Origin of the sequence: Amazonocrinis nigriterrae CENA67, from assembly GCF_016056305.1 — a bacterium.
In the GTDB taxonomy this organism is placed as follows: Bacteria; Cyanobacteriota; Cyanobacteriia; order Cyanobacteriales; family Nostocaceae; genus Amazonocrinis; species Amazonocrinis nigriterrae.
In genome coordinates this window covers 36,061-58,932 of the sequence record NZ_JAECZC010000081.1, presented here as the reverse complement: position 1 = coordinate 58,932, position 22,872 = coordinate 36,061, and the positions used below count along the sequence as shown (strand labels likewise).

21 protein-coding genes are annotated in these 22,872 nt (G+C 43.0%); 16 read left to right on the top strand and 5 right to left on the bottom strand.

The window, feature by feature from the left end; genetic code table 11:
* Positions 1 to 275: 275 nt before the first annotated feature.
* A complete protein-coding gene (locus I8748_RS28105; RefSeq protein ID WP_198127793.1) occupies positions 276 to 2,957 on the bottom strand; it encodes a hybrid sensor histidine kinase/response regulator in 2,682 nt (893 codons plus the stop codon).
* Between the two features lie 440 nt (positions 2,958 to 3,397).
* Between I8748_RS28105 and I8748_RS28100 the strand changes: the two genes are divergently transcribed.
* The 9 genes from I8748_RS28100 to I8748_RS28060 all read left to right on the top strand — a co-directional run bounded on the left by I8748_RS28100 (position 3,398) and on the right by I8748_RS28060 (position 11,897).
* Entirely contained in the window at positions 3,398 to 4,951 is a 1,554-nt protein-coding gene (locus tag I8748_RS28100; protein WP_198127792.1) for a DEAD/DEAH box helicase, read from the top strand.
* A complete protein-coding gene (locus I8748_RS28095) occupies positions 4,881 to 6,098 on the top strand; it encodes a DUF790 family protein (protein WP_198127791.1) in 1,218 nt (405 codons plus the stop codon). Before I8748_RS28100 ends, I8748_RS28095 begins: the two co-directional genes overlap by 71 nt.
* 1 nt (position 6,099) lies before the next feature.
* The gene (locus I8748_RS28090; RefSeq protein WP_198127790.1) at positions 6,100 to 6,339 is read left to right on the top strand and encodes a hypothetical protein; all 240 of its coding nucleotides are present in this window, start codon (positions 6,100 to 6,102) and stop codon (positions 6,337 to 6,339) included.
* A 34-nt stretch (positions 6,340 to 6,373) separates the two neighbouring features.
* Positions 6,374 to 6,709 (top strand): hypothetical protein, encoded by a 336-nt coding sequence (locus I8748_RS35435; protein ID WP_225896574.1) that lies wholly within the window; start codon positions 6,374 to 6,376, stop codon positions 6,707 to 6,709.
* A 670-nt stretch (positions 6,710 to 7,379) separates the two neighbouring features.
* Positions 7,380 to 7,772 (top strand): hypothetical protein, encoded by a 393-nt coding sequence (locus tag I8748_RS28080; RefSeq protein WP_198127789.1) that lies wholly within the window; start codon positions 7,380 to 7,382, stop codon positions 7,770 to 7,772.
* Between the two features lie 75 nt (positions 7,773 to 7,847).
* Positions 7,848 to 10,280, top strand: coding sequence for a tetratricopeptide repeat protein (locus I8748_RS28075; RefSeq protein ID WP_198127788.1), 2,433 nt, complete (start codon positions 7,848 to 7,850; stop codon positions 10,278 to 10,280).
* A 358-nt stretch (positions 10,281 to 10,638) separates the two neighbouring features.
* On the top strand, positions 10,639 to 10,971 hold the full coding sequence (locus I8748_RS28070; RefSeq protein WP_214662790.1) for a hypothetical protein: 333 nt from the start codon (positions 10,639 to 10,641) through the stop codon (positions 10,969 to 10,971).
* Between the two features lie 3 nt (positions 10,972 to 10,974).
* Positions 10,975 to 11,211: a hypothetical protein gene (locus I8748_RS28065; protein WP_198127787.1), complete on the top strand. Its 237-nt coding sequence runs from the start codon at positions 10,975 to 10,977 to the stop codon at positions 11,209 to 11,211.
* A 431-nt stretch (positions 11,212 to 11,642) separates the two neighbouring features.
* The gene (locus tag I8748_RS28060; protein ID WP_198127786.1) at positions 11,643 to 11,897 is read left to right on the top strand and encodes a hypothetical protein; all 255 of its coding nucleotides are present in this window, start codon (positions 11,643 to 11,645) and stop codon (positions 11,895 to 11,897) included.
* 73 nt (positions 11,898 to 11,970) lie between these two features.
* Here the strand turns inward: I8748_RS28060 and I8748_RS35880 are convergent, their stop codons facing one another.
* Complete coding sequence (locus I8748_RS35880; RefSeq protein ID WP_263976892.1) at positions 11,971 to 12,105, bottom strand: hypothetical protein; 135 nt, start codon at positions 12,103 to 12,105, stop codon at positions 11,971 to 11,973.
* A 72-nt stretch (positions 12,106 to 12,177) separates the two neighbouring features.
* Positions 12,178 to 12,450: a type II toxin-antitoxin system HicB family antitoxin gene (locus I8748_RS28055; protein ID WP_214662789.1), complete on the bottom strand. Its 273-nt coding sequence runs from the start codon at positions 12,448 to 12,450 to the stop codon at positions 12,178 to 12,180.
* Between the two features lie 212 nt (positions 12,451 to 12,662).
* Here I8748_RS28055 and I8748_RS28050 point away from each other — a divergent pair, with 212 nt between their 5' ends.
* Together I8748_RS28050 and I8748_RS28045 are read left to right on the top strand one after the other, a co-directional pair.
* Positions 12,663 to 13,049, top strand: coding sequence for a hypothetical protein (locus I8748_RS28050; RefSeq protein WP_198127785.1), 387 nt, complete (start codon positions 12,663 to 12,665; stop codon positions 13,047 to 13,049).
* 134 nt (positions 13,050 to 13,183) lie between these two features.
* Positions 13,184 to 13,774 (top strand): hypothetical protein, encoded by a 591-nt coding sequence (locus tag I8748_RS28045; protein ID WP_198127784.1) that lies wholly within the window; start codon positions 13,184 to 13,186, stop codon positions 13,772 to 13,774.
* Here I8748_RS28045 and I8748_RS28040 read toward each other — a convergent pair.
* Complete coding sequence (locus tag I8748_RS28040) at positions 13,754 to 15,169, bottom strand: glycosyltransferase family protein (RefSeq protein ID WP_198127783.1); 1,416 nt, start codon at positions 15,167 to 15,169, stop codon at positions 13,754 to 13,756. The genes I8748_RS28045 and I8748_RS28040 overlap by 21 nt on opposite strands.
* A gap of 567 nt (positions 15,170 to 15,736) precedes the next feature.
* Between I8748_RS28040 and I8748_RS28035 the strand changes: the two genes are divergently transcribed.
* The 5 genes from I8748_RS28035 (at position 15,737) to I8748_RS28015 (ending at position 21,381) form a co-directional block, all read left to right on the top strand.
* Positions 15,737 to 19,723 (top strand): magnesium chelatase subunit H, encoded by a 3,987-nt coding sequence (locus I8748_RS28035; protein WP_198127782.1) that lies wholly within the window; start codon positions 15,737 to 15,739, stop codon positions 19,721 to 19,723.
* A gap of 89 nt (positions 19,724 to 19,812) precedes the next feature.
* Positions 19,813 to 20,232: a XisH family protein gene (locus I8748_RS28030; protein ID WP_198127781.1), complete on the top strand. Its 420-nt coding sequence runs from the start codon at positions 19,813 to 19,815 to the stop codon at positions 20,230 to 20,232.
* On the top strand, positions 20,220 to 20,555 hold the full coding sequence (locus I8748_RS28025; protein ID WP_198127780.1) for a XisI protein: 336 nt from the start codon (positions 20,220 to 20,222) through the stop codon (positions 20,553 to 20,555). Before I8748_RS28030 ends, I8748_RS28025 begins: the two co-directional genes overlap by 13 nt.
* A 156-nt stretch (positions 20,556 to 20,711) precedes the next feature.
* A complete protein-coding gene (locus I8748_RS28020; protein ID WP_198127779.1) occupies positions 20,712 to 20,990 on the top strand; it encodes a type II toxin-antitoxin system RelE/ParE family toxin in 279 nt (92 codons plus the stop codon).
* Between the two features lie 79 nt (positions 20,991 to 21,069).
* On the top strand, positions 21,070 to 21,381 hold the full coding sequence (locus tag I8748_RS28015; RefSeq protein ID WP_198127778.1) for a HigA family addiction module antitoxin: 312 nt from the start codon (positions 21,070 to 21,072) through the stop codon (positions 21,379 to 21,381).
* Positions 21,382 to 21,538: 157 nt separating this feature from the next.
* On the opposite strand, the gene I8748_RS28010 is transcribed toward I8748_RS28015, so the two are convergent.
* Positions 21,539 to 22,783 (bottom strand): STAS-like domain-containing protein, encoded by a 1,245-nt coding sequence (locus I8748_RS28010; RefSeq protein WP_198127777.1) that lies wholly within the window; start codon positions 22,781 to 22,783, stop codon positions 21,539 to 21,541.
* Positions 22,784 to 22,872: the final 89 nt, after the last annotated feature.

Here is a 22,872-nt window from a genome sequence, read left to right as displayed (position 1 = left end):
GGGCAAACGCATCTAAATATTGATGAAGTGGTAAGAAGAGATGGTAGCAGAGTAGTACATGAGAACTAAATAAGGGCATGAGGAGCGATCGCAGGCTCGCTAACGCTCTTGAGATCGGCAGTTACTCCACTTGGGGAGCCACTGCGTCGCTAACGCTACGCTAACGCCAGTTGCTCCACTTGGGCAAAGCCCAAGACCGCACTGGACTCACCGTACTGCCTCACCGCAGTGGCTCCCCCATGCCCCATGCCCCATTCCCTATTCCCCATTCCCTACTAAGTACGTCCAGCAAGATTGGCTACTACAGCTGCTAATTCGGTGGGATCGACTGGCTTGGGAACATGAAGTTGAAAGCCTGCTAATAAAGCTTGTGTGCGGTCTTCTGCTCTGGCGTAGGCTGTTAGTGCTACTGCTGGAATTCGTCCTCCTTGCTCTTGGGAAAGCGCTCTGAGTTTGCGAATTAGTGTGTAGCCGTCTTCTTGTGGCATACCAATATCGCTCACTAGTACATGGGGGCGGAATTGTTCTAAGGCAACTAGTGCCTCAAAAGCAGATGTAACTGCCATCACTTGTGCGCCAAACTGTCCTAGTGCTGTGGTGAGCAACTTACGGGTGTCTGGTTCATCATCGACTACAAGCACTCGCAAGCCGTTGAGTGTTGGCAAACTATTAACATTTTTACCGTCATTGCTCGGTGAAAGCTGCTGTGGCTTATTGATATTAAAAGCCAAAGCTTTCATGGGCAGATTAACTATAAAAGTTGCCCCTTGTCCAATGCCTGGACTTTCAGCAAAGACTGTACCACCATGCAATTCTACTAGGTGGCGGACGATCGCTAACCCTAATCCTAGTCCACCATGCGATCGCGTGGTTGAGCTATCGGCTTGGCGGAAGCGCTCAAACACATAGGGCAAAAATTCCGGGGCAATTCCCCCGCCTGTATCGCTGACTCGAATTTGCACGCGGCTGTCAATTCGGTCTAGTTGTACAGTCACTATGCCGCCTTTGGATGTGAATTTAACGGCGTTGGAGAGCAAGTTCCAGACAATTTGTTGCAGGCGGTTGGCATCGCCCATTACTACCCCTACTGTGGGGTCAAATCTGCTGTCAATGCGAATTTCTTTAGCGTCGGCTGCGGGACGCACAGTCTCAATTGCTGCCTCTACAATTGGTATCAATTCTAAGGGTTGGGTATTCAGGCGGAGTGTACCGCGAATAATTCGCGAGACATCCAGAACATCTTCAATTAGTTGCGCTAGAGACCTGGTATTGCGATCAATTGTCTCTAGAGCTTTGGTAGTAGTGGCTTGATCAAATGTACGGCTTCTCAGCAGTTGCGTCCAGCCTAGCATGGCGTTGAGGGGGGTACGAAGTTCATGGGAGAGTGTAGCTAAAAACTCATCCTTCATGCGGTTTGCGGCTTCTGCTGAGGCGCGTGCTGCTTGTTCGCGCTTGAGTAGTTCTTCCCGTTCTGACTCTGAAACCTTGCGATCGGTAATATCAATCATGAATCCATGTAGTAGCTGTGGTTTACCCTCACTCCGCACCACATTTACAATGTCATACAGCCACACAACTCTGCCATCTGCTGCTAACATTCTGTATTCAAATTCGTAGTTATCTAGTGATAGCGCAGATTCTTGGCAATATTGAACTGCCCATTCCCGATCCTCTGGATGCATGTGTTCCTCCCAGAAATTGGGGGCGTACCAGTCTGTCAAAGGATAACCGAGAATCTCCACAGTTTGCGGCCCCACATAAGTAAAATTCCCTATGGTAGCATCTACTACCCAAGGAATCACACGTACCTTTTCTGTGAGTTTCCTAAAGCGTTCCTCGCTTTGTTTGATGGCTGCTTCCGCTTCTTTGTAATCTGTAATATCTTTAATTAAAGCAACAAATCCTTCCACTGTTCCTTGTTGATTAAACTGAGGAACATAAGTGACATTCATATAGTGAATTTTGCCGTCTTTATGTGGTAATTCGTGTTCGTAGGTTACTTGCTCTCCTAACAATACCCTTTCTATATAAGGGCGAATTATCTCATAAACTGACTTGTCCACAATTTCTCGAATCTGCTTGCCATAAGTTTCTGAGGCAGAAACCCCATACCATTCTTCATATTGCTTATTATTAAAACGGTAACGTTCCTCGGCATCGACATAGGAAATAAACACAGGCACAGCATCGGTAATTAGTCGTAGTTCCTCTTCTCGTTGGCGCAGAGTCTTTTCTATGCGTTGGCGATCGCTCAAGTCAAGTACAAAACCGATAATTTGCTCAGGATTATTTTCTAACAAAGCAAAACCCAAGAGGACGGGTACACGAGTGCCATCTTTTTTGATGTATTCTTGTTCAAAAGGCTGACACACCCCTGTAGATTTGAGTTTTGCAATAGAGCGATCGCTTACCTCAAGATATTCTAATGGTGTCATGTCACGCCATCGCACTCGCCCAGCTAGCAAATCCTCTTGGGTGTAACCTACCATTTTTAAAAAAGCATTGTTAGCTTCAGCGATCGCGCCATTCATATCAGCTACAATCATCCCAATGATGTCAGACTCTACCAAACGTCTAAACCGTGCTTCACTAGCTTGTAGCTTTTGTATATTTATTTCCAAACACTGCTTAGCAGTGCGTAACTCAGAATTCAGCCAGCTAATGATTGTTGTCACCACCATAAACAAGGCTAAGCGCAACTTGCTGTCTAAGGTATAAACGGAAAGCGAAAACACTGGTTCTATGAAAAAGTAGTTGACAGCTAAAGTAGATAAAAAAGTAGCCCATAGTCCCGCTTCCATACCGCCATACCAGGCGCTAACCGCTACAGCAGCAAAGAAAAGTAGAAAAATTGTTGGTGCCAGTAGTGGCTGTAACAAAAATGTTAACAGCAAGGCGCTACCAACAGCCAATACTGTCACAGTGTAGAGCCTGAACCGGGGGTGTATTCCTTTCAAGTGGCTTCTCCTTTAGTGCAGCTAGCTGAAGGGATTATTCCCAAAATTGGCTAGACAATGCGATCGCACAACACCTATTTTGCATCTGGAAAATCCACAGAGAACAATTATTTGCAATGAATCTATCTAAAGAGGTAAGAGAAACAAGGCAGAAGGTAGAAGTTAGTTGTTAGTTGTCAGTTGTTAGTTGTCTGTGGTCAGTTGTCATTTGTCGGGAGTTTTCCCCTGCTCTCCTACTCCCCTGCACCCCTGCTCTCCTGCTCCCCATCGCCCCATCTCCCCATTTTCTCCCAGCCTTGCTCGGAGGAATTAAGCACTTTTTGCGTTATTAGTAATCAAGGGACTAAGTACTGGGGACTGGGTACTAGGAAAAAATTCTTCCGATTCCCAATTCCCAATTCCCAATTCCCAATTCCCAATTCCCAATTCCCTAATTGACAATGCCTCGCACCCCCACATTATCGTTTGATCGTGGTACATTAATTTTGCATCCACCGCCACACGGCAAAGCTTGGATAGACTTTGCTACATGGGATGATAGAGTTGAAAAATACCGGATTCCTGCTATTAGATACCGTCCATTGGTAGAAGCGCTACAAGCAGAAAATGTGCATTTTGTCGATGAGGCAAAGCAATTTTATCCTGTAGATTTGGTTGCAGGTTTAGAAATGGAACCCTATCCGCACCAAAGTGAGGCGCTAGCGGCTTGGAAGTTGGCGGGAAGGCTGGGGGTGGTGGTGCTACCTACGGCTGCGGGAAAGACTTATCTGGCGCAAATGGCAATGCAGGCGACACCGCGGACTACTTTGATTGTGGTGCCAACGCTGGATTTGATGCATCAGTGGTATGCACATTTGGTGGCGGCGTTTCCTGATGCTGAGGTGGGGTTGCTTGGCGGCGGTTCGCGGGATAAAACTGCTATTTTAGTTGCAACTTATGATAGTGCCGCAATTCATGCCGAAGCGCTAGGTAATCAATATTGTTTAATTATTTTTGACGAATGTCATCATTTGCCCACAGATTTTAATCGGGTAATTGCAGAGTATGCGATCGCGCCTTATCGTTTGGGACTTTCAGCAACGCCTGAACGCACAGATGGGAAACACGCAGATTTAAATATCTTAATTGGCCCGGAAGTATATCGCAAACGTGCTGAAGATTTGGCGGGTAAGGCACTTGCAGAACATGAAATTGTGCAAATTAAAGTTAAACTATCACAAATTGAGCGCGAAAGATATAACGAATTAATCCAAACACGCAACGATTTTTTAAGACAATCAAAGATATCTTTGGGCAGTATTCAAGGTTGGCAAATGTTCGTGCAGATGAGTGCTAGATCGCAAGCTGGGCGTAGAGCGATGTTAGCACACCGGGAGGCGAAAGAAATTGCTTTGGGGACTGATGGCAAGTTGCGAATTTTAGCTGATTTATTGGCACAACATTATCCAGAACGGGTGTTAATTTTCACTGCTGATAATGCCACCGTTTATAAAATTTCTCAAGATTTGCTAATTCCCGCAATCACTCATCAAACTCCGGTAAAAGAACGACATGAAATCTTAACTAAATTTCGAGAAGGTGAATATAATACCTTAGTTGCTTCCCATGTGTTAAATGAAGGTGTTGATGTGCCTGCTGCTTCTATTGCTATTATTTTATCTGGTACAGGCTCAACTAGAGAATATATTCAACGTTTGGGGAGAGTTTTACGTAAAGGCAATATTCAGAATAAACAAGCTATTTTATACGAAGTGATAGCAGAAGATACCAGCGAAGAAAATACTTCTGCACGACGGAGAGGTGAGGAAAGACCAGGAAAATTACAAGTTATTTACGGCAGTGGTAAAGTAACAACGGCTAAAGCTGCCGAACAATTAGAAATCAATTATACAGTCAATAATTCGCAAACGAACAACCAGGAAAATGCTACCAACCGAACTACTAAGCCACCGTCTAAACGGCGAAGAAATAATACCAAAAAGACTGAAGATTGACCAGAAACATATAGATTTAACTAATGAATTAATTGCCTGTTTTCAAGCAGCACAAGGTAAGACTCAGGGTTTTTTGGAAAGTCAGCTTTTAGATTTAGAAGGAGACGCAACAGATTATCGAGTCAAGCGGGGTTTGGCTTATATTATCAAAAGCAACTTCTGTACCTTTGAAGTGGTGAGTCCTCTAGAACCGCAAATATTAAGAGAAAGGGTGTTTTCTTTAGCGGCAAAATCTGCACCTAGCCGAGAATCAACACAACTGACATTGAGCAAAATTGCTAATGAATTAACCCAGGAATTAGAACGGGAAATTTTCATCCAGCAAGTGCAAGACGGACTCTACGCCGACTTATCTGAAAATAAGATTTTAACTAACTTTGATGTTCCTACACCAGTAGATATCTTAAATCGATATAACTTATCTCAGGTACAGGGAATATTTTATAAAGCAAGTAAGTTAATATTAAACGCTCATCGCAATGTTCCGGGAGAATATAAGCTATTATTCCGCTATTTGAAGTTATTTCAATTAATGGCTTATATTGAAGGAGACGCTGACCACGGGTTTACAATTACCGTTGACGGGCCGACGAGTTTATTTAATGCTAGTACACGCTACGGGCTAGCGATCGCTAAACTGATTCCCGCCTTACTTCACGTCACCAAGTGGAGTTTAGCCGCCACCTTACAAACCCGTGATGTCTACACAGATACGTGGAGAACAGGTAGATTTACCCTCAATTCTGAATGCGGTTTAGTATCCCACTACTCCAAAGGTAAACCCTACGATAGTATGCTAGAAGCATCCTTTGCTGATAAATGGGATGCGTTAAAAACCGACTGGGTATTAGAGCGAGAAGTGGATTTAATTCCCATTCCTGGGAGTGTGATGATTCCCGATTTTCGGTTAGTTCATCCTGACGGACGCGACTTTTTATTAGAAATTGTCGGTTATTGGCGACCAGAATATTTACAAAAGAAGTTTTCCCAAGTGCGGCGTTCTGGTTGTGATAATTTGATTTTGGCAATTTCTGAAAGATTGAATTTGGAAAAAGCAGGAGTTAAGTTAGATAATGTGCCAGCAAGAATTATTTGGTTTAAAGATAAGTTATTACCAAAAGCTGTATTAGCAGTGTTAGGAGAATGACATGAAAAGTATAGAAACAATTGCCACTGTGACAAAAGATGGTAAGATGACAGCGCAATTACCACTGGATATTTCAGAGGGTGAACATCAGGTGGTGATAGTAATTGATGAAAAGCCTTTGGTTGAGCAAGGAGAGACGAAACAAAAGCGTCCTCCTCTAAACTTTCCAGTAGATAATTATGGCCCTTGGCCTGAAAATCTTTCTTTAAGACGTGAGGATATCTATGGTGATTGGGGTTGATAACTCTGTTTTTCTGGATACAAAATACTGAAACGTGAAGGCAGAAGTTATTAAAGCCTGCGCGAAACACGCAAACGTGAAGGCGGAAGTTGTTACAGCCTACGCGAAACACGGAAACGTGAAGACGGAAGTTACTACAGGGAAGGCGGAAGTTGTTACAGCCTACGCGAAACACGGAAACGTGAAGGCGGAAGTTACTACAGGGAAGGCGGAAGTTGTTACAGCCTACGCGAAACACGGAAACGTGAAGGCGGAAGTTACTACAGGGAAGGCGGAAGTTATTACAGCCTACGCGAATGGCGTTGCAAAGACGCTAATACCATTTCACAAAATAACAGATACAGATACATGGGCAATACGGTTCGGTTAAAGGGGAAAGGGGAAAGGTAAAAGGGGAAGAGAAACCTTTAACCCAAGCCCAGTAACCTTTTCCCCAAAGCCTATTGTGAGTTTAAAATGCTTATCCGAACCGTATTGGATACATGGGTAGGGGCGTACAGCTGTACGCCTCTACAACCGATTTATATCTTGCAAATATTTTGGGAATTGGTAGAAGAACAACGTTAAAGTTTAGTGTTCTGAAGGCGATCGCACCCCCCAAAACCATTAGACTACATAATATATAGCGGTTCTCACTTCGTTGCAATACAGCCGGAACCCCACCCCGCCAAAGCTACGCTTTTGCTCCCCTCCCCGTGAACGGGGAGGGGCTGGGGGTGGGGTTGAAGCGTACTTGATGCAAAAGAGAACCGCCATATAGCGGAATAATCGTGTTGTAGGTGCGATCGCTCTTTTTACAGTTAAAATTCATTGAGTTGCATTACCCGCCACAGGTTAGAAACCTATGGCTAAAGCGCGAAAGTCTTCTCAAAAAGACTGAGAAAGGCTTGAGTCTACTTTAGTAGACTTGGGCTATTAGCCTGGCAATTCATTGCTAGGCGGGATGTGGGGCTGATTGCTAGATTTGTGTGATATCTTTCTGGAATAGACACAGCTACATTTGTATCTGGCAGTGCAATGTGCTATTTCATCACGAAATTATGGAACCTGTAACACTGACGGCGGCTGCTATTGCTACCTTAGTCATCACCAAAGCTTTTGAGAAAACTGGTGAAAAACTGGGCGAGAAGGTTTTAGAGGAAGGCGGTAAGTTATTAGTTCTGCTAAAGCGCAAAGCACCCAGCACGGCGACTGTTATAGAACAGGCTCAAACACAACCTTTAGATTACGGCCAAGCTGTTGTCATTGGACAGCAAGTTGAGGAAGCGGCAAAAAAAGATGATGAAATTGCTCAAGCTGTGGAAACTGTCGCTAATGCTGTTAAGTCTCAACTCTCTATCATCCAGAATTTTACCAATACAGTAGATAAAAATTATGGTGGGAATGTTGGCAACGTTACTAATGATAAACGAACCCAAACTTTCAATTTCTGACTACAGTCGCCTGGAGGAGAACAGGTAAAGTCAAATCTCGCTACTGAAATACCGCAAAATCTCCCCTTAACTGGGGTGGTGGAGTTTGTCGGACGTGAAACGGAACTGCAAAACCTGCACGAAATGTTGCAGCAAAATCACAGCGTAGCAATTACTGCTATAGCTGGAATGGGTGGACTGGGTAAAACAGAACTTGCCCTACAATATGCAATGGCTCACCGTGAAATTTACAACGGTGGAATTTGCTGGTTGTCTCCCAGAGTTGGGGATGTAGGGATTCAAATTGTCCAGTTTGCCAGAACTCACCTTGATTTAAACGTACCAGATAATTTAACAGAAGATTCTAGCCAAAAATTACTCGCGCAAGTGCAATATTGCTTTCGCCTTTGGCGTGAGGGTGATGTGCTGCTAGTGTTGGATGATGTTAGCGACTATGAGCAAGTAAAGGCTTATTTACCTTCGTCATCTTCTCGGTTTAAAGTGCTGATGACTACACGCCAGTATTTTGGAGGTATAGCACAATTATCTTTGGATGTACTGCAACCAGAGGCGGCGCTGGAATTATTAAAGTCAATTATTGGGGCGGAACGAATTGAACGAGAGAATGACCTAACCCCCCTACCCCCTTCCCTGGGAGGGAAGGGGGAGATTTTTTCGCCTCCCCTTGTAGGGGAGGGGTTAGGGGAGAGGTCATACGGGGAATTGGTGGCGTTGCAATTGTGTGAGTGGCTGGGATATTTGCCTTTGGGTTTGGAATTAGTCGGGCGATATCTGGCGCGAAAACGGGATTTGTCTGTTACAGAAATGTTGCGGCGATTAAAACAAAAGCGATTAGATGAGCGTTCCCTGTTTAAGTCTAAGTCAGAAGCGAACATGACAGCACAACGGAGTGTGTTAGCAGCTTTTGAATTGAGTTGGCAAGAATTAGAGGATGCTGATCAAGAATTGGGCTGTTTGCTGAGTTTATTCGCCGCCGCACCTATACCTTGGTATTTAGTGGAACAGTGTTTACCAGAGGAAGACGAGGAAGAAATCGAAGAAATTAGAGATGATAAGTTGTTGAATTTGCATTTACTCCAGCGCAGAGGTGAGGGAATTTACCAACTGCATCCACTACTGCGCGAGTTTTTCCAATATAAGCTTACAGGTTTAGAACAGGCAGAGGAATTTAAGCGATCGCTTAGCGAGGTAATGGTAGGGGTTGCTAAATATATTCCTGAGACATCCACATTAATAGATATTGCTCAAGCAACTCTTGCCATCCCTCACCTTGCAGAAGCTGCCACAGTCTACCAAGCTTGGTTAAGCAACAATGATTTAATCTCGCCTTTTGTAGGCTTGGCTAGATTTTACCAAGGCCAAGGAGCCTACGCCCAAGCCTTACCTTGGCGTGAACAATGTTTATCAGTTGCTAGAAAACGTTTTGGGTATGAAGACCCTAATATCGCAACTAGCCTGAACAATTTGGCTTTTCTCTACTATCTACAGGGAAGGTACAGCGATGTCGAACCTTTGTACATCAAAGCTTTGTCCATGAGAAAACGTCTGCTGGGGGATGAACACCCCGATGTGGCACAAAGCCTGAACAATTTGGCATTGCTCTATAATTCACAGGGAAGGTATAGCGATGCCGAACTTTTGTTCATCGAAGGTTTGGCGATGAGAGAACGCTTGCTGGGGGATGAACACCCTGATGTGGCACAAAGCCTGAACAATTTGGCATTGCTCTACAAATCACAGGGAAGGTATACTGAAGCCGAACCTTTGTACATCCAAGCTTTGTCTATGAGAAAACGCTTGCTGGGGGATGAACACCCCGATGTGGGACAAAGCTTAAACGATTTGGCATTACTATACAAATTACAAGGAAGGTACAGCGATGCCGAACCTTTGCACATTGAAGTTTTATCCATGACAAAACGCCTGCTGGGGGATGAACACCCTTATGTAGCAACTAGCCTGAACAATTTGGCTTTGCTCTACGATTCACAGGGAAGATACAGCGAAGCCGAACCTTTGTACATTGAAGCTTTGACAATGTGGAAACGCCTGCTGGGGAATGAACACCCCGATGTGGCAGCTAGCCTGAACAATTTGGCTTTCGTCTACAAATCACAAGGAAGATACAGCGAAGCCGAAACTTTGCACATCGAAGCTTTGGCAATGAGAAAACGCCTGTTGGGGGATGAACACCCTGATGTGGCACAAAGCCTGAACAATTTGGCATTCCTCTACAGTTCACAGGAAAGGTACAGTGAAGCCGAACCTTTGTATATCCAAGCTTTGTCCATGAGAAAACGCCTGCTGGGGAATGAACACCCTTCTGTGGCAATTAGCCTGAACAATTTGGCTTTCGTCTACAAATCACAGGGAAGATACAGCGAAGCCGAAACTTTGTACGTCCAAGCTTTGGATATTTGGGAGCGACGATTAGGGGTGAATCATCCCAACACTATTAATTGTCGTCAAAATTTAGCAGATTTGCGCGATCGCCTGACCTCACAATAGCAAAAAACCCAGTCAGCAAGCCAGCACCGCAGCAAGAAAAAACACATATCATTATCAAATTATCAAGCGCGATTATTTAAACACCAACTTTCAAGTTCTGAACTCGACGTTTCGTGTTCCCAAGTCAAACGATAGTGTTCTCAACTCGGCGTTTCGTGTTCCCAAGTCAAATGATGGTGTTCTCAACTCGGCGTTTCGTGTTTTGAAGTCAAATGATGGTGTTCTGAACTCGGCGTTTCGTGTTCCCAAGTCAAACGATGGTGTTCAAAACGCGATCGCTCTACATAAAAAGACGGTGCGTTAAGCGTTGCTATAACGCACCCTACAATTTAAAGTTTACTTTATAAATTATCTCTTATTGCAAGCCGATGAACAATTAAATCAAATTGAAAAAGTCTTAGCATTTTTTGCTACGTTTGTATTAGATAGTGCCTTAGTCCAACAAATTATGAGGTGGGATATGACAGTATTACGCTCATCGCCCTGGTATGAAGAAATCTTTCAAAGTGGACAGCGAGAAGACAGACTATCTAGCATCGAATTAACTTTAGAAGTCAAATTTGGCGATGAAGGTTTAAATTTAATGCCAAAAATTTCTCAAATATCTGATATTGAAGAACTCAAGACAATTCAACGTTCTATTCTCTCATCTGAAACTGTAGAGGAGGTAAAGCGAATATTAGAAAATTAGAAAATGGAAATTAAAGTTATTAATGAGCAAGAAAATCTACAGGAAGTCATGCAGGTTTTACTCACCCATTTAGAACCATCGAAGGTAATGAAATTTTGGGCAGCCTGTAAACTAAGTGAAGGCGACTATTTGCAACTTAAAGAAAAACTGTTTGCTCAAGAAACAGTTGCCAGTTTATATGACAAAATCAAAGAATATCAAGATAAAGATAGTAAACAATCGCCAGAATCAAACCTATAACCATAAAATCACAGATGTATCAGATGGCGATCGCTGAACAGTGTGATTGTGTAAAGTGCAATTAGCTTGCTTTGACATCAAGAGGAATTTTTGCAAACTGAACCGTATTGATTTATAAACCTGAAGAACCCCACCCCGCCAAAGCTATGCTTTGTCGCCCCTCCCCGTTCACGGGGAGGGGTTGGGGGTGGGGTAAGCGTTTGAACTTAAGTTGACACCTATGAGTGACTGTACGCCCCTACAGTCTGTTCCTTGTTAAGAGTTCCCTAACGCAGCTCTTGAGCAGGGAAAATTTGTTGCAAAAATTTTTGCAACAGTAGTTGACAAGTATAATTTTATACTATAATATAGTAAGCATGAGAAAGGCGATCGCCTCCTGCAAGAGCCTGCAATCGCCTTCTCTACCCCTTTAAATGGAGCTAACTTATATCATGGCACAAGAAAAGAATTTCTCAGATAATCAAGACTTGGATGCAGCCAACCTCAAGCCATCTTCCCAAAAGCCATTACCAAAAAGAGAACCAATTAAACATGTATTAATTGGTTCTCCCAAAGCTGTCACCAGCACAATTCATTTTTTACAGATGATTGGTTACGCAAATGTGGGAGATTGGAGTCCACTACAACAAACAGGGAATCCTGATGAAGTGATGAGTATTTTAATCCGTCAGATTTCAGTTGCATAACTTTAAATTAAAAGCCCGACTTTTCTAAAAAGTCGGGCTTTTTTTGCAAGTCAAACTAAATTAACAGCGAACCTTAAAGATTATTCCATTCTTCCAGCGTAATTTCTCGCTCAATAATCACCTCAACTTCCCGAATCATCATCCGCAATTGTGGTATGGAATATTCATCATTAGAGGGAATAGCTAGGCGATGTAGAGCGTAAACCATAAACTGATGTCTGGTTCCAGAATAAGGCCCTCGAAACCAATGTGTTTTAATTTATTGACAAAATCCCGCCGCTTACAAGGTATTCATCGGCTCAAGGCTCGGCTCCTTGTTTAGGTCAATGCTATCAATTACTGGTAGTTCATGTCCAAGTTTTAACCCCAACAAAATCCAGTCTTCTAGTGTTGAGCGTAACTCATCTTCACACTCGCCCAAAGTCAAGCCAAAAGCTACGACTCCCTGACAAGCAGGAATTCTACCTACAAATGTGCCATCTTCGAGCTTGTCATAAACAGCTTGGGCGATCGCTCGATGAACATAGTCACTGAGAATAAACCGTATAGCCATGAAACTTTATATTTTGCTGCTAGTTTGATTCTAATCGCCAACAAGTACAAAGACGAAGCGCGATCGCCATCAATTCTCAATTCTGCAATACAAACAAATGAACATTTGTCAAGTAGTTGAAATAATGTTAACGTTTATGCTTAAAATTGCTGAAAAGGTCAATTGAGCATGATCAGAGGTTCAGTTGATCAATTGCAGGACTCACGCAAGCCATGCTGACTGATATTATACCTTTCCGTATTGAGATAGACGCGATCGCCATTGCCGGAGCGAGTTTGTGGTCATTGGCGTTATATTTGGGTTTTTCTCCAGTCAATGAATGGGTAATCGAGCAACTAAACCGCTGGTTTAACTTTGCCGAGCGATCGCTTTATACCAGCCAAACAGAATTTGAAAAGACTCGTCAGGCTAGAGAATCCCAAAACGCCTTTTACGCTTCCCTGTTCAGCATCGTGCCTTTTTTAGTCATTGGTGCTTTATGTAACTGGGGCGTAGAAATAGGTTTAGGTCGCAGCTGGGCAATTAGCATGGGCATATTAGCCTGTATGGGTTGCGGCATTTATGAACTAGGGCGACGGGATGGACAATCCTCAGATTAAGCAAGACGAGGAGATGAGGGAGAAATTTTTTACTTCCTTATCTCTTTTGATCAACGTGCCTGAAGTTAGAAAATACATTTCTTTACATATTTGATTAGAATATGTAGCAAAGCTAATGTATTAAAAATCTAATTATGAAAAAAGCTTTAGTCAGCTTGGCATTGGTGTCAGGGGGTATTTTTTCGCTACTATCCATACAATCTATAGCTGCTTCATTAGATCGTTGCTTAATTCAGAATCAACTTAGCAACATTGCCCCTGAAATACTCAAAAAAATCTCTCCTGAAGAAAGCAATCGGTTGGCTATATTTCAAAAACGTCCACTAACTTCAGCTTCGGAAAAAGAAATTAAGCAAGCTGCTGTAAACTATACCCTTGCCAACTCTTGCCGATACAAGGTACTAAGCGGCACACCTGAAGCAATCTTTGCCCGTCCAATCAAAGCTGCTGAAATTCCTGCTACTGGCTTTGGTGAATTTGATTTTATGGGTAAAGAACCGCCAATGATGTTAGTAGTAGTCAAAGGCAACTTTGACATTAGCGGTTCTGGGTTTCTCGGCTTTCAAACTTCAAATCCTCCTCGTTCAACAAAGTACACTGCTTATATTTTTGACCTCCAGGCTGGTACACCGATTTTTTCAGCAACCGGACTGACAGGAAAATACTTTCGCAATGCCCTTAACGACTCAACAGTACCAGATGATTTAGAAGCTGTTGACCTTTAATTGCTGTCCAATTTCCTCGCACACAATCTTTGCTATCTTCTGCGCTGCACCGCTTTCCCCTCTAACTCGTTTGAGTTTGTTTCGCATATCGTCTAATTTTTCTGGATGTTCCAACAAATCTAGTACCATATCCCCGACTTCTGGGGGCTGGAGTTTACCCACCAGTTCGGGTACTATTTCCTCCTGCGCCCAGATATTCGGCCATGCTAATAAGCCTTTGCGTCTCAATACTAGCCAGTTAATCACCTTCGCAAAGTAAGAACCGACCCCTGGTAAATTAGCTAATAACCCTGGTAAACCATCCCAAGAACGCATTGCGTCAAGTTGTTGTGTGGGGAGCAAAACAATCATCGGCACACCTAAAGCACCGAGTTCAGCTGTGTTTGCCCCCACTGTAGTCAGACAGATGCAACACTGAGATAATAATCCATATGCAGGGTTTTCTTGCCATAATTCTACAGATAAGCCCTTATCTGTTTTGAGTGCTGAGTGCTGAGTGCTGAGTGCGTTTTGAGTGCTGAGTGCTGAGTGCTGAGTGCTGAGTGCGTTTTGAGTGCTGAGTGCTGAGTGCTGAGTGCTGAGTGCTGAGTTTTCAGTAGTTTCCTTTGAGACAATTAAGGAAGCACCATTAAAGCCAAAAGTTTTCACAAAAGGGTTTTTCTGCGGGTCGGCAAAACTAGCTAAAGTTTGTAAATCCAAAGTTGGGGCGACGGGAATCACAAACTTGGTTTGGGGAATTTTGGCGTGGATGTGTTCAGCTATGGCTAAAGTTAATGGCACACCTTGAGCTAATTTTGCAGCTTTTGAACCTGGCAAAATGCCGATGATGGGGGAGTGGGGAGTAGGGAGTGGGGAGTGGGGAGTGTTGATTTGTTCTTTGTCATTTGCTAAGGACTGTTGACTACTAGCTTCTAGCATCAAATCTCCCACAACGGTGAATTTGTGGGCGTGTTTTTCAGAGACGTTTTTAGCGACTTGTGCTTTCATCACGCCAAAGCGGTCTATCCAGTTATGCCATCTGGCTTCCCATTCGGCGTAAACGACTGTGCGATATCCCAGTTTTTTGCCAATGACCACAGGAAATATTTGATCACCACCGAGGAAAACCACTACACCGCGACTTCTCCAATCCCAATTTTCAACAGTCTTACCCCAAAGCAAAAATTGCCAAAAATGCTCTGCTGCTTGCACTCTATCAACTTCCGGGTAAGAACGAGCGATCGCAGCTTCTTTACCACTAGCATTAGGGCAAGGTGATAACACAACAGAAATCCTGACAACAGCACGGTCATCCCCTAATTCTTGCCGCAAAGCCTTTACCACCGGACGCACCCAGGTAGTCACCTCTCCAGGCCCATTCGAGAGAATCAGTATATCAAACGGTTGGTTAGTCATTGGTCAGTTGTCAGTTGTCAGTGGTCAGTTGTTAGTTGTTATCGGGAAAGGCAGAGGGCAGGAGGCAGAAGGCAGAAGGGATCTGATTCCTGCCACGGCAGTTGCTCCTCTTGGGTAAAACCCAAGACCGCACTGCCTCCTCTGCACTCTCATTGTGAGTAAGGGTTTAATACCCCCACCAAATTTCAACAAAGGTGGCTCTTGTTCAGGAGGGGTCGGAATCCCCTTCTGAACAAAACATAAAAGCCCTCTGCCCTCAGCATAGCTGCCTTCTTCAATCTTGCAGATCCCATTCCCAATTCCCTACTCCCTACTCCCTACTCCCCACTCCCTTATATTAAGTTTTCGTTACATAAATAGAAGTAATCACTTTTATTTGTTGTCAATATTGATTAATAAATATTTCTTTTTTTATATCGAATTGTGTCAGATAAGGGATAAAATGCCCTCTGGGCAAGGTTTTTCTGATAAAAAACTCTATATTGCCTAAAGAAAAGAAGTGACCTGTGGCGGCATTAGCCGCTAAGAACTTCCAGTAGAGAACGCGCATCAAAGGAGCCTATCTGCATGTTCACCCACGTCAAGTCCACCATTAGACATATTGCGCCAGATAACTTACGCGGACGTAATTTAATCAAGGTGGTCTATGTCGTGCTTGAGTCCCAGTACCAGAGTGCATTGTCACAAGCGGTTCGCACGATTAACTCGAATAATCCTAACCTGGCGATTGAAATTAGCGGTTACTTGATTGAAGAACTCCGCGACCCAGAGAACTATGATGAGTTCAAACGGGACATGGAAAGTGCCAATATTTTCATCGCCTCACTTATTTTCATAGAAGACTTAGCTCAGAAAGTAGTTACAGCAGTCGAACCACACCGCGATCGCTTGGACGTTGCCGTAGTATTCCCATCAATGCCAGAGGTCATGCGCCTAAATAAAATGGGCACTTTTTCCTTGGCACAGTTGGGTCAGTCGAAGAGTGCGATCGCACAATTCATGCGGAAACGCAAAGAAAAATCCGGCGCGGGATTCCAAGATGGGATGCTAAAGCTGCTGCGAACACTGCCGCAAGTGCTGAAGTTCCTACCAATGGACAAGGCACAGGACGCACGTAATTTCATGCTCAGTTTTCAGTATTGGCTGGGGGGTTCTCCAGACAACTTGGAAAACTTCTTGCTGATGCTAGCTGATAAATATGTATTTAAAGGCGTAGAGAAACAAAATGTTGCATCTGTTGAATACCAAGCGCCAGTAGTTTATCCTGACATGGGGGTTTGGCATCCTTTAGCCCCCAACATGTTTGAGGATGTCAGAGAGTACCTCAACTGGTATAGTGCCCGTAGGGATATTCCCAAAGACTTGAAAGATCCTTTGGCTCCCTGTGTGGGGTTGGTATTACAACGCACTCACCTAGTTACAGGGGATGATGCCCATTATGTAGCGATGGTGCAGGAGTTGGAAGCATTAGGGGCGCGGGTACTTCCCGTCTTTGCTGGCGGTTTGGATTTCTCCAAGCCTGTGGATGCATACTTCTACGAACCGACCACCAACACCCCGTTAGTGGATGCAGTGGTATCGCTAACTGGTTTTGCTTTAGTAGGCGGCCCCGCTAGACAAGACCATCCCAAAGCCATTGAATCACTCAAACGCTTAAACCGTCCTTACATGGTGGCGTTACCCTTAGTTTTCCAAACCACTGAAGAGTGGTTAGATAGCGATTTAGGGTTACATCCCATTCAAGTGGCTTTGCAAATTGCCATTCCCGAATTGGATGGGGCAATCGAGCCGATTATATTATCGGGTAGAGATGGGGCAACTGGGAAAGCGATCGCTCTCCAAGACCGCATCGAAGCAGTGGCACAACGAGCGTTAAAATGGGCTAACCTCCGCCGTAAACCCAAACTCAACAAAAAAGTTGCCATCACCGTTTTCAGCTTCCCCCCCGATAAAGGTAACGTTGGTACCGCTGCATACCTAGATGTATTCGGTTCCATCTACGAGGTGATGAAAGCCTTAAAGAATAACGGCTATGATTTGCCAGAATTGCCAGAATCAGCCGAGGCGTTGATGCAGGAAGTCATCCACGACGCCCAAGCGCAGTACAGCAGCCCTGAACTTAACATCGCCTACAAGATGTCGGTGCCAGAGTATGAAGCACTCACCCCTTATTCTCAACGCTTAGAAGAGAACTGGGGGCCACCACCAGGACATCTTAATAGTGACGGACAAAATCTGCTGATTTACGGTAAACAATTCGGTAACGTCTTCATCGGCGTTCAGCCTACCTTCGGTTACGAAGGCGACCCCATGCGGTTGTTGTTCTCCCGTTCAGCTAGTCCTCACCACGGCTTTGCTGCTTACTACACTTACCTAGAGCAAATTTGGGGTGCTGATGCGGTGCTGCACTTTGGTACCCACGGTTCCTTGGAATTCATGCCAGGTAAGCAGATGGGGATGTCTGGTGAATGTTATCCAGATAACTTAATTGGCACAATTCCTAATCTGTATTATTACGCAGCCAATAACCCCAGCGAAGCCACAATTGCCAAGCGTCGCAGTTACGCTGAGACAATTTCTTACTTAACGCCTCCTGCTGAGAATGCTGGTTTATACAAAGGCTTGAAAGAACTCAGCGAGTTAATCGGTTCTTACCAAACCTTGAAAGATACCGGACGCGGCGTTCCCATTGTCAACACCATCATGGATAAATGCCGGATGGTGAACTTGGATAAAGATATCGCTTTGCCAGAAACCGATGCCAAGGATATGACTGCTGAGGAGCGGGATAATATTGTCGGCAGCGTCTACCGCAAGTTGATGGAAATCGAATCTCGGTTATTGCCTTGTGGTTTGCACGTCATTGGTAAACCGCCGAGTGCAGAAGAAGCCGTGGCAACTTTGGTTAACATCGCCAGCTTAGACCGTACAGAAGAAGAAATTCTCAGCTTACCGAGAATTATCGCCAACAGCTTAGGGCGTAACATTGACGAAATTTACCAAAACAGCGACAAAGGCGTTTTAGAAGATGTCCAGCTATTGCAAGACATCACCCTAGCAACCCGCGAAGCAGTTAGCGCCCTTGTCAAAGAACAAACCGACGCTGAGGGAAGGGTTTCTTTGGTTTCCCGCTTGAATTTCTTCAACATGGGCAAAAAAGAACCTTGGGTAGAAGCATTGCATAAAGCAGGTTATCCCAAAGTTGATAACGCAGCACTGAAACCTTTGTTTGAGTATTTGGAATTCTGTTTGCAGCAAGTTTGTGCTGACAACGAATTAGGCGCATTACTCAAAGGTTTAGAAGGCGAGTATATCCTCCCCGGCCCTGGTGGCGACCCCATCCGCAACCCGGATGTATTGCCCACAGGTAAGAATATCCATGCCCTTGACCCGCAATCCATCCCGACAACGGCAGCAGTACAATCGGCTAAAATCGTTGTAGATCGGCTTTTGGCACGGAACAAAGCTGAAAACGGCGGTAAATGGCCCGAAACCATCGCCTGTGTGCTTTGGGGAACCGATAACATCAAAACTTACGGGGAATCCCTAGCACAGATCATGTGGATGGTAGGTGTACGTCCGGTTCCCGATACCTTGGGACGGGTGAACAAGTTAGAATTAATACCCTTAGAAGAGTTGGGTCGCCCTAGAATTGACGTGGTGATTAACTGTTCTGGTGTATTCCGCGACTTGTTCATCAACCAAATGAACTTGCTAGACCAAGCGGTGAAAATGGCGGCTGAGGCGGATGAACCGTTAGAAATGAACTTTGTCCGCAAACATGCTTTGCAGCAAGCCGAGGAATTGGGAATTAATCTGCGTCAAGCAGCGACTCGCGTTTTCTCTAACGCTTCCGGTTCTTATTCGTCAAATATCAACTTGGCGGTGGAAAACAGCACTTGGGAAAGCGAAGCCGAGTTACAGGAAATGTATTTGAAGCGCAAATCCTTCGCTTTCAATTCCGATAACCCAGGTATGATGGACGAGTCCCGGCAGATTTTTGAAAGCACTTTGAAAACTGCTGATGCAACTTTCCAAAACTTGGATTCTTCCGAGATTAGCTTGACGGACGTTTCCCACTACTTCGACTCTGACCCCACCAAGCTGGTAGCAAGTCTGCGTGGCGATGGTAAGACACCAGCATCTTACATTGCAGACACCACCACAGCCAACGCCCAGGTGCGGACATTATCAGAAACCGTCCGCTTAGATGCGCGTACCAAATTGTTAAATCCCAAATGGTACGAGGGGATGTTGTCTCACGGTTACGAAGGCGTGCGCGAACTCTCCAAACGGTTGGTGAATACAATGGGTTGGAGTGCGACAGCCGGCGCTGTGGATAACTGGATTTATGAGGATACTAATGAAACGTTCATCAAAGATGAAGCGATGCGGAATCGTTTGATGAATCTCAATCCTCATTCTTTCCGCAAAGTTGTATCAACTTTGTTAGAAGTGAATGGTCGCGGTTATTGGGAGACTAGCGAAAGCAATTTAGAATTGCTGCGCGAGTTGTACCAAGAAGTTGAAGACCGGATTGAAGGGATTGAATAATCTCTAATCATAAGTGTAGGGACGTTTTATAAAACGTCTCTACATGAAAAACCGTAAAATGAAAATCAAATATATAATTATAGATATGTATGTCTGCTAAGGATGTCTTTCACGAAGTTGTTAAAACAGCTTTACAGAAAGATGGTTGGCAAATTACGCATGATCCGCTCATAATTAGCGTGGGAGGAGTTAATCTTTCGATTGATTTAGCCGCAGAAAAGCTAATTGCAGCAGAACGCGAAGGACAAAAAATTGCAGTTGAAGTCAAAAGTTTTTTAGAAAGGTCGTCTGCTATTTCAGAATTTCATACAGCATTAGGACAGTTTATTAATTATAGAGGTGCATTACGACGGCGACAACCGGAGCGTGTTTTGTATTTAGCAGTACCTTTAACAATTTACAAAACATTCTTTCAACTTGATTTTCCTAAAGACATGATAGCAGAAAATCAAGTAAAAATGCTTATTTATAATGTAGAGCAAGAGGTGATTTACCAATGGATAAATTAACTCGATATCGCCAGCTTGTACAACAAATGCTACATGATTATAGCGAGCAAAAACCAGCTTACGGAAATATAGAAGTTGAAACAATTTTTGATACAGAACGTGACCATTATCAAATAGTTCATGTCGGTTGGGAAGGTCAAGACTGGATACATAGTTGTATCATCCATATTGATATTAAGGACGGAAAAATTTGGCTTCAGTGGAATGGCACTGAAGATGATATTGCAGCTAATTTGGTAGCTGCGGGTGTTCCCAAGGAAGATATTGTCTTAGGCTTCCAGTCTCCTTTTATGAGGCAGTTCACAGACTATGCAGTGAGTTAGGAGATGTCTTGAAGAAGCTGTACGACTATCTTTTGAATTGCTATCTTCAAGCTGTATCAGCAAGTTGAAGACCGAATTGGAGGGATAGAGTAGGATTACATGGGCGGGTGTTATGCCTGCCTTAGCAATGAAATAAAATGAAAAAGTTAAATATAAATGATTCAAACGTTTCAAAATAAAGCATTAGAAAATTTGTTTAGAGAAAATTTTAATAAAGGAATCCCTACGAACTTAGAAAAGAAAATTAGAATCAGACTTGAAGTTCTAGACTCAGCGTCAATTGTAGAAGATATTAGATTACCAGGTTATGATTTGCATGAATTAAAAGGAGACAGGAAAGGAACTTGGTCAATTAAGGTATCAGCAAACTGGCGCATAACTTTTAAATTTGAAGATGGTGATGCCTATGATGTCAATCTGGAAGATTATCATTAACTTTTGTGTTAATATTATATTAATTGGCTAGACCATGCTAAGTAAGGTTAACCAAATTACTGAGTAAGAAGTATTAATTATGGATAATTGGCAAGATATAGCTGATGATAGATTAGTAAGACCAATACATCCTGGCGAAGTAATTGCAGATATTTTAGATGATTTAGATATTAATACCGCAAATTTTGCAGAAATGTTAGGAGTATCTAATCAAACAATTCAGGAAATTATTGATGGTCAAAGAGCAATTACAGCAGATATAGCAATACGTCTTGGTAAAGCTTTAGGAAATGGGCCTAGACTTTGGCTCAATCTTCAGCAAAAAGTTGATGTTTGGGATGCTTTGCAAAGCCATAAAGAAGAATATGAGCAAGTCATAACATTGGTTTAGAAGAAATAAAAAATATTTTTTCAATAATTGAAACTCACAGCAGTTTTTAGGTAAATCAACCAAGTTTTTAAATTCCATGTCAAGGAACGATGCAACCAGTGACTTAAGGTTTCAATACACTATCAGTGAAGAATTAATTATTGTGCTACCCATTATCTTATTGAATGCTTTCCATCATTCTCTGAGCAACTGATCTATGAAGTATACCTTGGACTGCTTCATTCATACCTTGTAAACTAATTAATCTTTGAAAATTAAAGAATCCGTATTGGACAACGAGTTTACCTATAAATTCATCAGCGAAACTAGAAGCAATAACTGCAATCCCTGAAAAGTCAAGAATGACTTTAGATGCACCTTCGTGGATAACATTCAACACAACATTTCGTATTTGTTCAGCAGCACGTCTTGTTCCAGTACCATGAGCATGATCTCTAACCATAATGTGATGCTCACCAGCATCAGTTTCTAGGCTTTCAAGCCTTAAATTCACTGGTTTGAAGCCATTTAGAGCATTTGTTATATCAATAATTTGACTTGCATCTATTTGGAAGTCAACAATTGTACCCTCATGTTCTTTGTCTATAAATGGAAGATCGTTAAAAATTTTTGTTTTATCGCCACGTATAAATAAAGAACCACGACCAGATGTGATGCTTAAAAGACCACTATTATTTTTCACAATTTGCAATAATCCCCAAAGTCCATTACCTTGCCCTATGTTAGGATCTCTAGTGACACCTTCTTTAACAGCTAATGTTATTGCATCAACAGCAGACTTTGGTTTATGTTTAGATTGAGCTAGAGAACCATAAATTCCCACACCAGTGTCTGTAATACATACAGCAATTCGCCTAGACTCTGCATGAACTTGAACCATAGCAAATCCTCTGGATATTTTTGAATGTTGTAAAACATTGTCCATAACTTCATTTAGACACCATTCAAAGCCTTGTAAAACTCCAGGACTACATTCTACTTTTTCAGCAATTGCTTTTACAAATGCTGAGACAAGTTCAAAAACCATTGTTTCATTATTAAATTCCCAGACTTTAGATAAGAAATCTTTTTGTCCTTTCAAGACATCACTAGTTGCTGGTAGTGGTTGGTTAAAATGAGACGTTTGTAGTTTGTAAGATTGTTTCTCTACCAATATGTCAAAACCACAATCTCTGTAATACTGAATTGCAGACGCAATGGGGACGCAAGCGTTAGGAAATACAGCTCCTACATCATTCATATTAATAATGACAGATTCATACTGGCGTTTACGTGCGTTATAAATAGCTTTTAGAAATTGACTAGCGTGTCTGGGATGAGTCAAACTTGGGATAAATATAATATTATCTTCACGCCAAACTTTAGACTCATTTCGACGAGTGTGTGAAATTTGAAAATTCATATATTATATTTCTTATATACGTTATATGAATATTACTAATATATACAATCAGTATTTGGCAACTAGTAAAATTACTTAAACAATAGCAG

Coding starts and splice junctions, on each gene's coding strand:
- I8748_RS28100 (WP_198127792.1), top strand. CDS start 3,398: ATGCCTCGCACCCCCACATTATCGTTTGATCGTGGTACATTAATTTTG.
- I8748_RS28095 (WP_198127791.1), top strand. CDS start 4,881: ATGCTACCAACCGAACTACTAAGCCACCGTCTAAACGGCGAAGAAATA.
- I8748_RS28090 (WP_198127790.1), top strand. CDS start 6,100: ATGAAAAGTATAGAAACAATTGCCACTGTGACAAAAGATGGTAAGATG.
- I8748_RS28080 (WP_198127789.1), top strand. CDS start 7,380: ATGGAACCTGTAACACTGACGGCGGCTGCTATTGCTACCTTAGTCATC.
- I8748_RS28065 (WP_198127787.1), top strand. CDS start 10,975: ATGGAAATTAAAGTTATTAATGAGCAAGAAAATCTACAGGAAGTCATG.
- I8748_RS28060 (WP_198127786.1), top strand. CDS start 11,643: ATGGCACAAGAAAAGAATTTCTCAGATAATCAAGACTTGGATGCAGCC.
- I8748_RS35880 (WP_263976892.1), bottom strand. CDS start 12,105: ATGGTTTACGCTCTACATCGCCTAGCTATTCCCTCTAATGATGAATAT.
- I8748_RS28055 (WP_214662789.1), bottom strand. CDS start 12,450: ATGGCTATACGGTTTATTCTCAGTGACTATGTTCATCGAGCGATCGCC.
- I8748_RS28050 (WP_198127785.1), top strand. CDS start 12,663: ATGCTGACTGATATTATACCTTTCCGTATTGAGATAGACGCGATCGCC.
- I8748_RS28045 (WP_198127784.1), top strand. CDS start 13,184: ATGAAAAAAGCTTTAGTCAGCTTGGCATTGGTGTCAGGGGGTATTTTT.
- I8748_RS28040 (WP_198127783.1), bottom strand. CDS start 15,169: ATGACTAACCAACCGTTTGATATACTGATTCTCTCGAATGGGCCTGGA.
- I8748_RS28035 (WP_198127782.1), top strand. CDS start 15,737: ATGTTCACCCACGTCAAGTCCACCATTAGACATATTGCGCCAGATAAC.
- I8748_RS28030 (WP_198127781.1), top strand. CDS start 19,813: ATGTCTGCTAAGGATGTCTTTCACGAAGTTGTTAAAACAGCTTTACAG.
- I8748_RS28025 (WP_198127780.1), top strand. CDS start 20,220: ATGGATAAATTAACTCGATATCGCCAGCTTGTACAACAAATGCTACAT.
- I8748_RS28020 (WP_198127779.1), top strand. CDS start 20,712: ATGATTCAAACGTTTCAAAATAAAGCATTAGAAAATTTGTTTAGAGAA.
- I8748_RS28015 (WP_198127778.1), top strand. CDS start 21,070: ATGGATAATTGGCAAGATATAGCTGATGATAGATTAGTAAGACCAATA.
- I8748_RS28010 (WP_198127777.1), bottom strand. CDS start 22,783: ATGAATTTTCAAATTTCACACACTCGTCGAAATGAGTCTAAAGTTTGG.